The 13,458-nt window shown below is 73.9% G+C and carries 10 protein-coding genes, 1 pseudogene and 1 riboswitch; of the genes and pseudogenes, 5 read left to right on the top strand and 6 right to left on the bottom strand.

What is annotated here, in order from left to right:
* Positions 1-135 precede the first annotated feature (135 nt).
* Together ACRAKF_RS12720 and ACRAKF_RS12725 are read left to right on the top strand one after the other, a co-directional pair.
* A complete protein-coding gene (locus ACRAKF_RS12720; protein ID WP_447037133.1) occupies positions 136-756 on the top strand; it encodes a TetR family transcriptional regulator in 621 nt (206 codons plus the stop codon).
* A 148-nt stretch (positions 757-904) separates the two neighbouring features.
* A complete protein-coding gene (locus ACRAKF_RS12725; RefSeq protein ID WP_447037134.1) occupies positions 905-1,513 on the top strand; it encodes a LuxR C-terminal-related transcriptional regulator in 609 nt (202 codons plus the stop codon).
* A gap of 282 nt (positions 1,514-1,795) precedes the next feature.
* Here the strand turns inward: ACRAKF_RS12725 and ACRAKF_RS12730 are convergent.
* From ACRAKF_RS12730 to ACRAKF_RS12755, 6 genes and pseudogenes are all read right to left on the bottom strand, one after another.
* Positions 1,796-3,160 (bottom strand): annotated as a pseudogene (locus ACRAKF_RS12730) (ATP-binding cassette domain-containing protein); the annotation flags it as partial.
* Between the two features lie 80 nt (positions 3,161-3,240).
* Positions 3,241-4,971, bottom strand: a complete 1,731-nt coding sequence (locus tag ACRAKF_RS12735) for an ABC transporter ATP-binding protein (RefSeq protein ID WP_447041951.1) — start codon at positions 4,969-4,971, stop codon at positions 3,241-3,243.
* A 198-nt stretch (positions 4,972-5,169) separates the two neighbouring features.
* A complete protein-coding gene (locus ACRAKF_RS12740; protein ID WP_369214466.1) occupies positions 5,170-5,292 on the bottom strand; it encodes a SapB/AmfS family lanthipeptide in 123 nt (40 codons plus the stop codon).
* Positions 5,293-5,336: 44 nt separating this feature from the next.
* Entirely contained in the window at positions 5,337-8,048 is a 2,712-nt protein-coding gene (gene lanKC, locus ACRAKF_RS12745; protein ID WP_447037135.1) for a class III lanthionine synthetase LanKC, read from the bottom strand.
* Positions 8,049-8,195: 147 nt separating this feature from the next.
* Entirely contained in the window at positions 8,196-8,429 is a 234-nt protein-coding gene (locus ACRAKF_RS12750; RefSeq protein WP_447037136.1) for a ferredoxin, read from the bottom strand.
* A complete protein-coding gene (locus ACRAKF_RS12755) occupies positions 8,429-9,895 on the bottom strand; it encodes an aldehyde dehydrogenase (RefSeq protein WP_447037137.1) in 1,467 nt (488 codons plus the stop codon). The genes ACRAKF_RS12750 and ACRAKF_RS12755 overlap by 1 nt, the downstream gene beginning before the upstream one ends.
* Before the next feature lie 250 nt (positions 9,896-10,145).
* Between ACRAKF_RS12755 and ACRAKF_RS12760 the strand changes: the two genes are divergently transcribed.
* From ACRAKF_RS12760 to ACRAKF_RS12770, 3 genes are all read left to right on the top strand, one after another.
* Positions 10,146-11,258 (top strand): MBL fold metallo-hydrolase, encoded by a 1,113-nt coding sequence (locus tag ACRAKF_RS12760; RefSeq protein WP_447037138.1) that lies wholly within the window; start codon positions 10,146-10,148, stop codon positions 11,256-11,258.
* Positions 11,259-11,288: 30 nt separating this feature from the next.
* Positions 11,289-11,366, top strand: a riboswitch (cobalamin riboswitch).
* Between the two features lie 146 nt (positions 11,367-11,512).
* Positions 11,513-12,748 carry a prenyltransferase/squalene oxidase repeat-containing protein gene (locus ACRAKF_RS12765; RefSeq protein WP_447037139.1) on the top strand — a complete coding sequence of 412 codons (1,236 nt, stop codon included), beginning with the start codon at positions 11,513-11,515 and terminating at the stop codon, positions 12,746-12,748.
* Positions 12,745-13,434, top strand: coding sequence for an SCO2322 family protein (locus ACRAKF_RS12770; RefSeq protein ID WP_447037140.1), 690 nt, complete (start codon positions 12,745-12,747; stop codon positions 13,432-13,434). The genes ACRAKF_RS12765 and ACRAKF_RS12770 overlap by 4 nt, the downstream gene beginning before the upstream one ends.
* Positions 13,435-13,458 lie beyond the last annotated feature (24 nt).

Below are 13,458 nucleotides of genomic sequence, written 5' to 3' on the forward strand. Positions count from 1 at the left end.
CGATCGTTGATCGCGCTCTGAATCTACCGGCAGGTAGGCAAGGGTGTAGGGCCCGGATCAGGTGATTCGCGCCACGACCTGCTCCCTGCCATGCTGTGCGATCTCGCGAGGCGTTTTCCGGAGGGGGGCACCCACATGACAGCGGAAGCCAGAGCGGCGGACCCCGCGGCGCCGCCCCTGACAGAGCGCCAGGAGGCGCGCCGCCGCCGCATCCTGCACGCCAGCGCCCAGTTGGCCGGCCGGGGCGGCTTCGACGCGGTGCAGATGCGCGAGGTCGCCGAGGCCGCGGGCGTCGCCCTCGGCACGCTGTACCGCTACTTCCCCTCCAAGGTCCATCTGCTGGTCGCCACCATGCAGGACCAGCTCCAGCACATGCACGGCACGCTCAGGAAGCGGCCGCCGGCCGGGGAGACGCCCGCCGAGCGCGTCGCCGAGACCCTGATGCGGGCCTTCAGGGCGCTCCAGCGCGAGCCGCACCTGGCGGACGCGATGGTGCGGGCCCTGACCTTCGCCGACCGGTCCGTCAGCCCGGAGGTCGACACGGTCTCCCGGCTCACCACGGCGATCATCCTGGACGCGATGGGCCTGCCGGAGCCGCCGAGCGCGCGGCAGCTCTCGGCCGTGCGGGTGATCGAGCACACCTGGCACTCCGCGCTGATCACCTGGCTCTCGGGACGCGCCTCGATCGCCCAGGTGAAGATCGACATCGAGACGGTCTGCCGTCTCATCGACCTGACGGCCGAGCCTCACGCGTAACAGGCGCAGGGGGCGCACAGCCGTACCGCAAATAAGCCCCCTTCCTTCCCCTTGGCCAGTTCTCTGCGTCACGATGGGGGTACTCACGGCTATGAATGGTCTGCGTCATTGAACTGCGCAACCGTAGCGGGGAGCTGGAGGAGCAAGCGTGATCCGGGTCCTTCTCGTGCACGACGCTTGTCTACTGCGATTGGCTCTGGCGGAGCAGTTGGCCCGTGAGCCGGATCTGGAGGTGTTCCATGCGCCGTGGTCCCAAGCACGCGGCCGATTACGCACCGTACGGCCCGAAGTGTGCGTCGTGGATCTCGACGACGAACCGGCGCACGCGCCGATATCGCTGGGCGAACTCACCGGGCCCTCGGCGCACGGCAGGGGCTGCCGCGTCCTGGTGCTCGCCACCGCCGACCGGCCGGGGCAACTGCGCCGGGCGACGGAGGCGGAGGCGCTCGGCTATGTGAACAAGGCGAGCGTTCCCGAGCGGCTGCTCGCCGGTATAAGAGAAGTGGCGGTGGGCCGGCGGTTCGTGGACGACTCCCTCGGCTTCGGCTTCCTCAAGGCCTCGCAGATGCCGCTCACCCGGCGCGAGCTGAGCGTCTTATCCCTCGCCGCCAGAGGCGCCTCGGTCGCCGAGATCGCGCGCAACCTCCATCTGTCCAACGGCACGGTGCGCAACTACATGGCCGCCATAACCCGCAAGACCGGGGCGCGGAACAGGATCGACGCGATACGGATATCGCAGGGGGAAGGGTGGGTCTGAGGTCTCACCAGGGGTAGCGGCGCCGTTGAGGTCCCGGTAGAGGGGGGAGAGACCGAGGAGTTCCTCGTGCCGCCCGCACAGGGCGTGCGCGCCGTCCATCACCAGAACACGTCCGGCCCTGCGGGCCGAGCTGACGCGGTGGGCGATCACCAGGAGAGTGCCGCCCGGGCGGGCCGCGAAGGCCCGCTCGGCGCGGGCCTCCGCCACCGGATCGAGGTGGCAGGTGGCCTCGTCGAGGACCACCAGCGGGGCATACGAGAGAAAAGCGCGGGTCAGCGCGATCAACTGTCGCTCCCCGGCGGAGAGTTCGCCGGGGGCGACCGCGGCGTCGGGGCCGCCGAGCCGCTCGACCAGGGCGGCCGAGCCGATGGCGTCGGCGGCGGCGAGCAGCTCCGGGTCGGGCACCGGGTCCGGCCGGAGCTGGCTGAGGTTGTCACGGAGCGTCCCGGAGAACACGTACGCCTCCTGCGGGATCAGAACCCGCCGCCGCACCGCCTCCTTGCCGGACACCGAAAGCCCCTCGACGCGCACCTCCCCCGAGTCGGGGCGGAGCAGTCCGGCGATGATTCCGGCCAGCGTGGATTTGCCGATTCCGCTGGGTCCGACGACGGCGAGGTGCTCGCCGCGGGCGACTTCGAGGCACAGGTCGCGCAAGACGGGCTCGGCGTGGGGTCCGTAGGCGAAGGTGACGCGGGAGAGCTGGACGGCCGGCGCTTCCCTGTCCTCGGGGGCCGCCTCCCTGTCCTCGGGGGCCGCCTCCTGGGCCGCGGGTTCGGCCTCCTCTTCGGGCGGTGGGTCCCATGTCAGGCGGCGTAGCACGATCACCAGGCGCGCCCCGCTCGCGCCCAGGCCGTGGACCAGGTTGTGCAGGGCGGGCAGCAGGGCCTGGGTGACGTAGGCGAGGGCTCCGACCAGGGCGCCCGGGGTCACTCCGCGGTCCAGGAGCCAGGGGGCGGTGGCGAGGAGCAGCACCAGCGGGAGCTGGCCGCCGGTCGCGAGGGCGGCCGTGCGCAGGACTCCCCAGCGGGCGAGGGCGCGGGCCGACGCGTACTCCGTGGCGACGGCGCGCCCCAGGCTCTCCGCGACGTCCCGCTCGGCGCCCGCGGCGGCCACGTCCCGCAGCCCCGGGCACACCACCCCCAGTTCGGCGGCGATGGCCTCGTCGGCGATCAGGAACCGCTCCTGGCGGCGGGCCAGCGGGCGCAGCGAGGCCACGAACAGGCCGATGCCCGCGAGGAGCGGCGGCGCGACCACGAGGAGCAGGAGCGGGTCCAGGGAGAAGAGTCCGGCCAGGGCTCCGGCCGCGGTGAAGACGAAGGAGCGGGAGACCATGACCAGGCCCGCGAAGGTGTCCCTGGCGATCTCCACCTGCTGGGTGAGCCGGGAGACCGCGGCCTGGTCCGCCTCCCGCAGCCCCCGGCCGACGACCTGCCGCACCAGTGTGTCCCGCAATGGCTCCACGAGCCCGGCGATGGCGCGGAACACCCGGCCCGTCCCGTACGCGGCCACCAGCACGCCGAGCGCGGCCGCGCCGAGCCAGCCGAGGCCGGTCGCCCCGTCGCCCGCGAGGAACCCGTCGTCCAGGGCGCGGGCGAGGGCGTATCCGGTGAGGAAGGTCTGCCCGGTCTCAAGGACCGACCAGGCCATGAGCCGCAGGACCACCGGCCACCTGCGCCACAGGAAGCGGACTCCCCTGCGGTAGGGGCCGCGCGGCCCGCGGGGCGGCCTCACGCGCCGAACACCTCCCGGTACTCGGGCAGTTCCCACAGCTCGGCATGGGTGCCCTCCGCCCGGATCCGGCCGCCGTCCAGCCAGGCCACGCGGTCCGCGCGGGCCGCCGTCGCCGCGCGGTGCGCGATGATCAGGCGGCTGCGGCCGGGGGTGGGGCGGAGCAGGGCCTCGGCGATGTGGTGTTCGGTGACCGTGTCGAGGCTGGACATCGCGTCGTCCAGGATCAGCAGCCGCCCGCCGCGCGCGAACGCCCGTGCCAGGCCCAGGCGTTGCGTCTCGCCGCCGGAGAGCGGTGCCGCGGCGCAGGGCGTGGCGTAGCCGTCGGGCAGGCGGGTGATGAAGGTGTCGGCGCGGGCGGCGCGGGCGGCCTCGCGGACGCGGGGCGGGGCCGGGCGCGGGGCGCCGAAGCCGATGGTGTCCTCCAGGGTCACGCCGAGCAGCGCGGGCCGCTCGAAGGCGTGACCCACCTCGCGGCGCAGCTCCTGCCTGGTGAGGGAGCGAAGCGGTACGCCGTCGAGGAGCACGTCGCCCGCCTCGGGGTCGGCGAGCCGGCCCGCGAGCGCGGCGAGCAGGGACTTGCCGGCGCCGGAGCGGCCGACCACGGCGAGCGTGGTGCCGGCGGGCACCGTCAGGTCGACGCCGTCGAGCACGTCGCGTCCGCCTCGGGTCGCGTGGACGCCACGTAGCTCCAAATGGCCGCCGCCGGGCGGGAGTTCGGCGGTTCCGTACTCGGTTGGGGGCAGCGCCAGCACCTCGGCCAGGCGCCGGGCCGCCGCTCGGGCGCGCACGAGGCCGCCGAGCTGTCCGACGAGCATGCCGATGCCGGTGGCGAGCACCGCGTACCGGGACGCGGCGAGGAGGTCGCCGACCGTGATGCGCTCGGCGAGGAGCAGCCGTCCGGCCACCGCGACGACCGCGATCTGGAGCAGCGGCGCGACCGCGACGGCCTGCGCCTGGGAGCGGCCCTGGACGTGCCACATGCGGTGGCCGTGGCGGGAGAGTTCGGGCAACTGCGCGAGGACGCGTGCCGCCTCCTTGTCCTCGGTGTGCGCCGCCGCGATGGTGCGCGCGCCGCCGATCGCCTCGCCGAGGCGGCCGGCGATGTCGCCCTGGATCTGCTGGTAGCGGGTCACGCAGTCGGAGGAGACGCGGACGAACGACCGCAGGAGCAGGACCAGTACGGGCGCCCCGACGAGGAACACCGCGGCGAGCCAGCCGTCGATCAGGGCCAGCGCCACGACGGCGCCGACGGGGGTGACGAGGGCGGCGAGGACGGCGGCGGCCGTGGCGGGCGCGATGCCCGCGTGCGCCGCGTTGTCGATGAGGCGCGCCACCAGGTCGCCGTGGGCGAAGCGGGCGGTGGCGCGGGGGCCGACGGCGAGCACATGGCGTACGACACGGCCGCGCAGCCAGGCCGTGGCGCGGGCGTCGGTGGTTCCGGTGAGGACGCCGTCGAGGGCGTCGAGGAGGGCGATCGCGCCGATCAGCGCCGCGCACACCAGGACCCAGCGGGTGGCGTCGGCGGAACCGGGAGAGGTGGCGTGGCCGGTGAGGACGGCGTCCAGGGCGCGGCCGATCGCGAGCGGCAGGAGCAGGCCGGCGCCCGCGCCCGCCACGGCGCACAGCGCGAGGACGGCACAGCGGGCGGCGCTGTACCGGGTCGCCGCGCGCAGCAGGGCGGTGTCGGCGTGGGGTTGTCGGTGCGGACGGGGGATGGTCGTCGCCATGCGGTCCGGGTCCTCGTCGTCCTGGTCGTCCCGGCCGGCCTCGTGTCCCTCGGCGTCCGGGGCGTTCTCGGCGTCTGTACGGCCTGGGCCCCCGCGGCGGCGGTTGGGCCCGGGCGGGTCCCTCACGGGTGCCGCCCGGGCCTTCATCACCGTGCCACGTCAGGCGTGGGCACGTGCCACGTCAGGCGTGGGCAGGCGTCACAGACAGAGCGCGACGCTCGCGGTGCTCCAGCACAGGAGCAGGCTCAGCTGGCTGCCGCCGCCACCGCCGCCACCGGTCATCTCGTCGGACTCCATGCTCTGCAGGTCGAGAAGTGCCATGGTTTTTCCCTTTCTCTGGGGACGTGGTGCTCTGAAGGGTTGTGTCACGACCCCGCACGATGGCGGGACCGGCTCTGGGGCCGCGGTCGCGGCAGGAAGGGGACGTGCGCCCGGCCGTCGCCGAGCGCGGAGGCGAGCGCGAGGAGACAGCCCGCCGTCCCGGTGTTCAGGTCCATGGAGAGCCGCAGCATCTGGTTGCCGGGGAAGGCCAGCCGGCCCGCGTACGACATGGCGAACCAGCCCAGCGCCGAGACCTGCTCGGTGATCTCCTCGGGGGTGATGCCGGGCGTCGTGCTGCGCCGCAGGTGCAGGAGGAGTCCCGCGCGGCCCTGGTAGAGGCCCGGCTGTACGCAGAACCGTGAGCGCGCGGCGGCCAGGATGGCGGGCCGTGCCGCCTCGAAGGCGGCGTTGTCACGGTGGGCGAGGTAGTCGTCGAGGACCATGCCGATGCCTACGCTGCCGTCACCGAGGTAGGGCATGGTCCGCCAGCCCTCGTTGACGGCGAGGCTGCCGTCCTGCTGGGTCACGCACTGGGCGAGGTCCGCGGTCAGCGCCCGCTCGGCCAGGTCGAGGAAGCCGGGGTCGCCGTGCCGCTCGTACAGCCGCAGGAAGAGCAGCGCGGGCCCGGTGGAACCGCGCAGCAGCCCAGCCCTGCGCCGTCCCTTGACCGGGGCGTCGGCGGTGAGCCGCTCGCCGAGCAGTTCGGCGGCGCGCAGGGCGTGGCGGGCGAGGTCGCTCTCTCCGGTGCTCTCCGCGAGGGAGTCGAGGGCGAGGCCGAGCCCCGCGAGGCCGCCGTACAGGTCGGAGGGGAGCCGCTGCCAGTTCTCCTGGAGGACGAGTTCCGTGAGGTCCAGGGCGCGCGTGCGGTGGCCGAACCGGTCAAGTACGTGGGCGATGCCCGCGAGGCCGTCGTGGAGGCCGAGGGGTGTGCCCGACGGGACCGGTGCGGTGTGGGCGAGCAGCCACCGCTCGCCCTCCTCGTACCGCTCGGCGCCGCTCTCGGCGAGAGCGAGCAGCACCCCGGCCGCACCGTGCGCCAGCCCGAGCCCGCCGCCCTCACCGAACTGCGCGATGTCCCCGGGGAAGAGCCGGTCGTCCCGCTCGGGCGTGGCCGAGGCGAGGATGGCCCCGACCATGGAGTCACGGCTGTTCGGCCAGTCGGCGGGATCGACGAACGACGGCACGGCGGGCGTCGCGGCGGCCGCAGGCATGGTGGCGCCGGCCCTGCCCCCCCTGGCGGTGCCCCCCTCGCGGGCTCCCTGGGCTCCCGTTTTCAGGGCCGACGCCCGCTCGTGGGCGCTGTCCGCCACCGGTTCGTTCCGCTCGATCTCCGCCACCGCGTCGGCGAGGAACTCGGCCGGCACGTCGGGGAACTCGGCCGCGATGACCTGCGCGAGGTGCGCGGCCTTGGCCCGGTCGACGGCGAGCAGCGAGGTGATCGGCAGGAAGAGCGCGAGCCGCAGGCAGGCGAGGGCGTAGCGGTCGACGCCGGTGCCGGTGCGGTCCCTCGGCGCGACGAAGCCGGGGTGGGCGACGACCTGGCGGCCCGCCTCGCCCACGGTGGTCGCCGCCTCGAAGTCGAGGAGGGAGACGGACTTCTCGTCGGGCGCGACCATGATGTTGAACAGATGCAGGTCGTTGAAGACGACGCCCCTGCCGTGCACGGCGTCGACGGCCTCCTCGACGGCGCGGTACATCCGCAGCGCCCACTGCGTGTACTCGGCGACGGCGGCGGCGTCCGGTGCGCTGGTGCACAGCGGGTGCCGGTGCGCGAAGAAGGAGTTGAGGGTGGTGCCCTCAAGAAAGTCCATGACGAGGAACCGGTGGTCGCCGACGAGGAACCAGTCGCGGACCTCGGGGGCGACGCCGAGCCCGGAGAGCTTCTCCAGGGCGTCCCTCTCGCGTTCGAGGCGCGCCACGGCGTCGGCGCCGTCGGCGGCGAGACCCGCGTGCGGGCGGCCCTCCTTGAGGACGACCTTGCGGCCGTCGCGGGTGTCGGTGCCCGCGTAGACCCCGCCGCCGTTGGAGAAGTGCAGGGCCTTCTCGATGCGGTACGGGAGGTCGGTGACGGTCGTCGTGTTGCGCGCGTCGAGCTGCGGCTGGAGGAAGCCGGGCAGCGTCACCCACTCGGGGACCTTGAAGGCCGGGTCCCGCGGGTCCGGGACGAGCTGCCCCCGGTCGTCCTCGATGGCGGGCACGAGCGTGCCTGAGCCGTTGTCGCACACACGCCGCGTGAAGGCGCCGTACCTGACGTACAGCGGCCCTTGCTCCCAGCGCAGGTCGGTGAGTATGTACGGCCCCTCGAACCCTTCGAGCAGCTTGCCCAGGCCGTGCAGCAGCTCCTTGAGCTGCCGCTCGTCGGCCGGGTAGACCGTGGCGAACTTGCCGCTGCCGTCGCGGGCCGCGTACTTGCTGTTGCGCAGGTGCAGCAGCGTGGGGGCGGGCACGAACTTGAAGGGCACGCCCTGTTCCAGGCAGTGGTCCCGGACAATGGCGGCGATGTCGTCGGCGTTGGCGAGGGTCGCGGAGACGTGGATCTTCCAGCCCTGCGCGGGCATGGGCCGCGGCGTCCCGTCGGCGCCGAGCGGGGTCAGCGAGAGCCAGTCGCCGACGCGTCCGGCGCGCCAGCCGTCGGGGACGGGGCGCCGCGCGGTCTCGAACAGGGGGGCGGCGGTGCCGCCCTCGGACGGCAACCGGTCCGGGGTCTCGTAGAAGTTCCTGTCGGCCAGACAGTAGACCTCGTACCGCTTGTCCATTCCATCCCCTCCCTGCGCGTGTGCCAGAGACATTTCCAGGGGGGCGCTGGACGGAACAGTCACGACTGTCATCACATGGCCGTGCGGAACGCATGGGTAAAGTCACGTTCGCCCGCGTTCGAGTACCCACGGTAACGGCTGTCGTCGTCAGTCCTCCGGCGGGAACACGACCTCGCCGCCGTCGGCGAGGGTGATCGTGATCGCCTCGACCGGGCAGCCCTCCGCCGCCTGTAGGACCCTCTCGTCGGCGTCGCTCTCGGTCCCCGTGGGGTGCGACTGCCGGGCGGTGTCCAGGACGAAGCCGCCGGGCGCCGTCAGGACGCACATGCCCGAGCCGACGCAGAGGGAGCGGTCTACCTCGACGCGCCAGCGGTCGCCCATCAGGCGCCCGCCCCCTCGTACCCGGCCGGCAGGTGGATCATCTTGTGCTCGAAGTACTCGCCGTACCCCTCGGGCCCGAACTCCCGCCCCAGGCCGGAGTTCTTGTAGCCGCCGAACGGGCCGAGCATGTCGAGGCTGAAGGTGTTCACGGAGTACGTGCCGGTGCGCACCCGCCGGGCGACGTCGATGCCGCGCTCGACGTCCGCCGTCCAGACGCTGCCGCTGAGTCCGTAGTCGGAGTCGTCGGCGATCTTCACCGCCTCGGCCTCGTCGCCGTACGGCAGCAGGCAGATGACGGGCCCGAAGATCTCCTCGCGGGCGATGCGCATCGCGTTGTCGACGCCGCCGAAGAGGGTCGGCTCGACGTACCAGCCCTGGTCGAGACCGGGGGGACGGCCGCCGCCCGCGAGGATCTTCGCGCCCTCCTCCTGGCCGATGCGGATGTAGTCGAGGGAGCGCCGCTGCTGGCGCTCGGCGACCAGCGGGCCGAGCTCGGTCGCGGGGTCCATGGGGTCGCCGACCTTGAGCGCGGACGCGGCGGCGGCGAAGGCCTCGGCGAACTCGTCGTAGCGCGTGCGGGGCACCAGGATGCGGGTCTGGGCCACACACGCCTGGCCGTTGATCATCCAGGCGAAGGGGACGATGCCCGCGACGGCGCTCGCCGCGTCGGCGTCGGGCAGCACGATCGCGGCGGACTTGCCGCCGAGCTCCAGGGTGACGCGGGTGAGGTTCTGGGCCGCGACCTCCATGACGCGCTTGCCCGCGGCGACGGAGCCGGTGAAGGACACCTTGTCGACGCCCGGGTGCCCGACGAGGTACTCGCTGACCTCGCGGCCGGCGGAGATGACCGACAGCACGCCCGCGGGCAGGCCCGCGTCCACGGCTATCTCCGCGAGGATGTACGCGTCCAGGGGCGCTTCCGGCGACGTCTTGAGGATCACCGGGCAGCCGGCGAGCAGCGCGGGCGCGAGCTTGGCGGCGGCGGTGAACTGCGGGACGTTCCACGGCACGACGGCCGCCACGACACCCATGGGCTCACGGCGGACCAGGAGCTTGCCGAGCACTCCGTCGCGCGGCTCCTCGTAGGGGAAGTCGCGGGCGACGGTGAGCGCCGCGTCCCACACCATCATCGCGGCGAGGGCCTGCACCATCACGCTGGAGGTGTACGGGGTGCCGTTCTCGGAGCTGATGACGCGGGCGATCTCCTCGTGCCGCGCCGCGAAGCCGTCCTTGATCCTGGTGACGACCTCGATCCGCTCGTCCACGGTCATGCGCGGCCAGGGTCCCTCGTCGAACGCCTTGCGCGCGGTGGCGACGGCCCGGTCCACGTCGGCGGGGGCCGCGTGCGGGACGCGGGCGAAGACCTGGCCGGTGTGCGGCGACACGACGTCGATGACGCCCCTGCCGAGCGGGTCCACCAACTCCCCGCCGATGAACAGCTGTCCGTGTTCCACGAGCTCCGTCATGGCTGACTGCCTCCTGCGGGGCGATTGCGGGCGACTGCGGGGCGGCCACGGGAGCGGCCGACGGCGTTTTCTGACTGTGTATCAGGACTGATACCAGTTCTACTTGCAGGAGTCCACGGCGTGCGCGGGGTCACCAACGGCCGGGCGGGACAGTCGACTTGGGCGACCATTGGAACTAGTTCTAGTTATAGTGGCGGAGGCCGCATCGCGGACCGCGAGCGGCACAGAGCGAGCAGAGACGAGGGCGCCCATGACGCAGGTGAGCGCACGGCCGGGCGGCCCGCCGGTGATCGAGCACGGCGGAGGCGTCTGGAGCATCAAGGTCCCGATCCCCGACAACCCGCTCGGCTTCACCCTCGTGCACCTCCTGGACACCGACGGCGGCCCCGTCCTGATCGACACCGGCTGGGACGACCCCACGTCCTGGTCCGCCCTCGCCGCCGGGCTGCGCGCGTGCGGCGCCGCCGTCGAGGACGTGACCGGGGTCCTCATCACCCACCACCACCCCGACCACCACGGCCTCTCGGCCAAGGTCCGCGAGGCCTCCGGGGCCTGGATCGCCATGCACGAGGCCGACGCGGACGTGGTGCGCCGCACCCGCTCCCACGCCCCCGCGCGCTGGTACGCCTACATGGCCGCGAAGCTCACCGCGGCCGGCGCCCCCGCCGAGCACGTCGCCCCGCTGCTCCGCGCCGCCGCCGAGGGCCGCCCCCGCAAGCTGCCCGGCCTCGACCCCGCCCTGCCCGACCGGTCCATCACCCCGGGCGAGCTCCTCGACCTGCCGGGCCGCAGGCTGCGCGCGATCTGGACGCCGGGCCACACCCCGGGCCACGTCTGCCTGCACCTGGAGGAGGACCACCCGGCGGGGCTGCCGGGCAACGGCCGCCTCTTCTCCGGCGACCACCTGCTGCCCGGCATCACCCCGCACATCGGCCTCTACGAGGACCCGGCCGACGCCACGGTCACCGATCCCCTCGGCGACTACCTGGACTCCCTGGAGCGGGTCGGCCGCCTCGGTCCCGCCGAGGTGCTCCCGGCCCACCAGCGCGCCTTCACCGACGCCCCGGCCCGCGTCCGCGAGCTCCTCGACCACCACGAGGAGCGCCTGACGGGGCTGCTCGCCCTCCTCTCCGAGCCGCTCACCCCCTGGCGGCTCGCGGAGCGCATGGAGTGGAACCGCCCCTGGGCCGAGATCCCCTACGGCTCCCGCTCCATCGCCGTCTCGGAGGCCGAGGCGCACGTGCGGCGCCTGGTCGAGCTGGGGCGCGCGGAGGCGGTGGCGGGGAGCGACCCGGTGGCGTACGTGGCGACAGGCTCTTATGACCCAGCCTCTGACCGCAGGCGCCCCGGCCCCGGCCGGTAGAGTGGGCGGGTCGTCCTCACGTCCGCGCAGGGGGAAGCCGGTGGAAGCCCGGCGCTGACCCGCAGCCGTATACCACTGCCCATGGGCCCGTGGTGAGCCGGAATGCCCTGCGCGGCGCGTGACCGGCTCGCTGCACCGGAACCCCCGGTGAGCGGCACCGTCGAGGTATACGGAGCCGGAGCCGCCCGGAAGCCGTGCTCGCGCACGGGCCCGTGCCGCCCCGCTCCCCGCAGGGAGAGGCAACCCGCCGCATCATGAACGTTCGCCGCAGCGCAGCGGTCCTGGCCGCAGTGGCCGTGTTCGGCTCGGCCGCCGCACCGGCGGCCTTCGCGGACGGCCCGTCCCCGTCGCCCGCGCTCCCCTCGGGCCTCTACGGGAAGACCGATCCGAAGTTCGACGGTGTCTTCCGCCAGTCGTACGCCCTGCTCGCCCAGCACACCGTGGGCGTCGAGCCCGCACCGAAGGCCGTCGACTGGCTCACCGGGCAGCAGTGCGCGAGCGGCGGCTTCGCGGCGTACCGCCCGGACGCGGGCAAGCCGTGCGACGCGAAGACCGCCGTCGACAGCAACTCCACCGCCGCCGCCGTGCAGGCCCTCGCCGCGCTCGGGCAGAAGGACAAGAAGCTGGCGGCGACGGTCGACAGAAGCGTCGGCTGGCTGACATCGGTGCAGAACAAGGACGGCGGCTGGGGCTACAGCCCCGGGCTGCCCTCGGACGCCAACTCCACCGGCATCGCCGTCGGCGCGCTCGCCGCCGCGGGCCAGAACCCGGCGAGCGTCAAGAAGGCCGGCAAGTCCGCCTATGACGCGCTGCCGAAGCTCGCCATGGACTGCGGCAAGGACGGCGGCGCCTTCGGGCTCGCCGACGCCAAGTCCGGCAAGCTCTCGCCGAACGCCGACGCCACCGCGGCCGGCGTGCTCGGCAGCCTCGGCAAGGGCCTGGTCGTGGAGCCCGCCGAGAAGGCCGCGTCCGGGACCCCGGAGTGCGCGAAGCCGGACTCCGCGTCGCAGGCCGCGAGCAACGGCACCGCCTACCTCCTCAAGACCCTCGGCGACACCGACGACCACCTGATGTCCTCGATGCCGGGCGCCAAGGACCAGCCCGACCAGGGCAACACCGCGGACTCCGTGCTGGCGCTCGCCGCCGCCGGGCAGAAGGAGCAGGCCGAGAAGTCCGCCGAGTGGCTCGCCGGGAACTCCGCGGACTGGGCCAAGCAGTCGGGCCCCGCCGCCTATGCCCAGCTGATCCTCGCCGCGCACGCCGCGGGCATGGACCCGCGGGACTTCGGCGGCGCCGACCTGGTCGAGCGGCTCAACGCCCAGGGCCCCGCCCCCCGGACCGCCTCCACGTCGCCGTCCGAGGCCGCCCGGGACGAGAAGAAGGACGACGACGGCGGCGTCAGCATCTGGTGGATCATCGGCGTCGGCATGGTCGCCGGCATCGGCATCGGCTTCCTGTACAGCGGCAACCGCAAGAAGCGGCAGCCATGACGCGGGGCCGTGCGTGGCGCGGGCGCCTGGTGGTGGGGGCGCTCGCCGCCGCCCTCCTGAGCGTCCTCGCCGCCGCGCCCTCATCGGCCGCCGGCTACCGCTACTGGTCGTTCTGGGACCGGGACGGCGACGCGTGGACGTACGCGAACCAGGGTCCTGGCACCGCCCGGCCCGACGACGGTGACGTGCAGGGGTTCCGCTTCGCGGTCTCCGCGGACTCCGACAACGCCACCCGGCCGCGCGGCCCCGCCGACTTCGACGACATCTGCGAGGGCACGCCCGCCGAGGACGGCCGCAAGCGCGTCGCCCTGGTCATCGACTACGGCCGGGCCGCGGACGCCCCCGGCGGCGAACACCCGCCCGAGCGGCGGACCGCCTGCGCCCGGGTCGCCGAGGACGCCACCAGCGCCGAGGCCCTCGCCTCGGTCGCGAAGCCGCTGCGCTACGACAGCAAGGCCCTGCTCTGCGCCATCGACGGCTACCCGAAGGCGGGCTGCGGCGAGCAGGTCTCCGGCGACGGCGAGCCGCACGAGCGGTCCGCGGCGGCGAACTCCGGCCGGGACGCGGCGGACTCCGGCAGGAACGAGGACGACGGCGGGCCCTCCGTGGGCCTGATCGCCGGGGTCGCCGCCGTGGCGCTGCTCGGCGGCGCCGCGCTCTGGCAGACCCGTCGCCGCCGCGGCTGACGCGGCACCGGACACGGACGGCAC

The organism is Streptomyces sp. DSM 118878 (assembly GCF_052936595.1).

Excerpts from the sequence above, each read along its gene's own strand:
- ACRAKF_RS12770 (WP_447037140.1), top strand. The coding sequence starts at position 12,745 with ATGACGCGGGGCCGTGCGTGGCGCGGGCGCCTGGTGGTGGGGGCGCTC.
- ACRAKF_RS12750 (WP_447037136.1), bottom strand. The coding sequence starts at position 8,429 with ATGGGCGACCGCTGGCGCGTCGAGGTAGACCGCTCCCTCTGCGTCGGC.
- ACRAKF_RS12735 (WP_447041951.1), bottom strand. The coding sequence starts at position 4,971 with ATGGCGACGACCATCCCCCGTCCGCACCGACAACCCCACGCCGACACC.
- ACRAKF_RS12765 (WP_447037139.1), top strand. The coding sequence starts at position 11,513 with ATGAACGTTCGCCGCAGCGCAGCGGTCCTGGCCGCAGTGGCCGTGTTC.
- lanKC (WP_447037135.1), bottom strand. The coding sequence starts at position 8,048 with ATGGACAAGCGGTACGAGGTCTACTGTCTGGCCGACAGGAACTTCTAC.
- ACRAKF_RS12720 (WP_447037133.1), top strand. The coding sequence starts at position 136 with ATGACAGCGGAAGCCAGAGCGGCGGACCCCGCGGCGCCGCCCCTGACA.
- ACRAKF_RS12740 (WP_369214466.1), bottom strand. The coding sequence starts at position 5,292 with ATGGCACTTCTCGACCTGCAGAGCATGGAGTCCGACGAGATGACCGGT.
- ACRAKF_RS12760 (WP_447037138.1), top strand. The coding sequence starts at position 10,146 with ATGACGCAGGTGAGCGCACGGCCGGGCGGCCCGCCGGTGATCGAGCAC.
- ACRAKF_RS12755 (WP_447037137.1), bottom strand. The coding sequence starts at position 9,895 with ATGACGGAGCTCGTGGAACACGGACAGCTGTTCATCGGCGGGGAGTTG.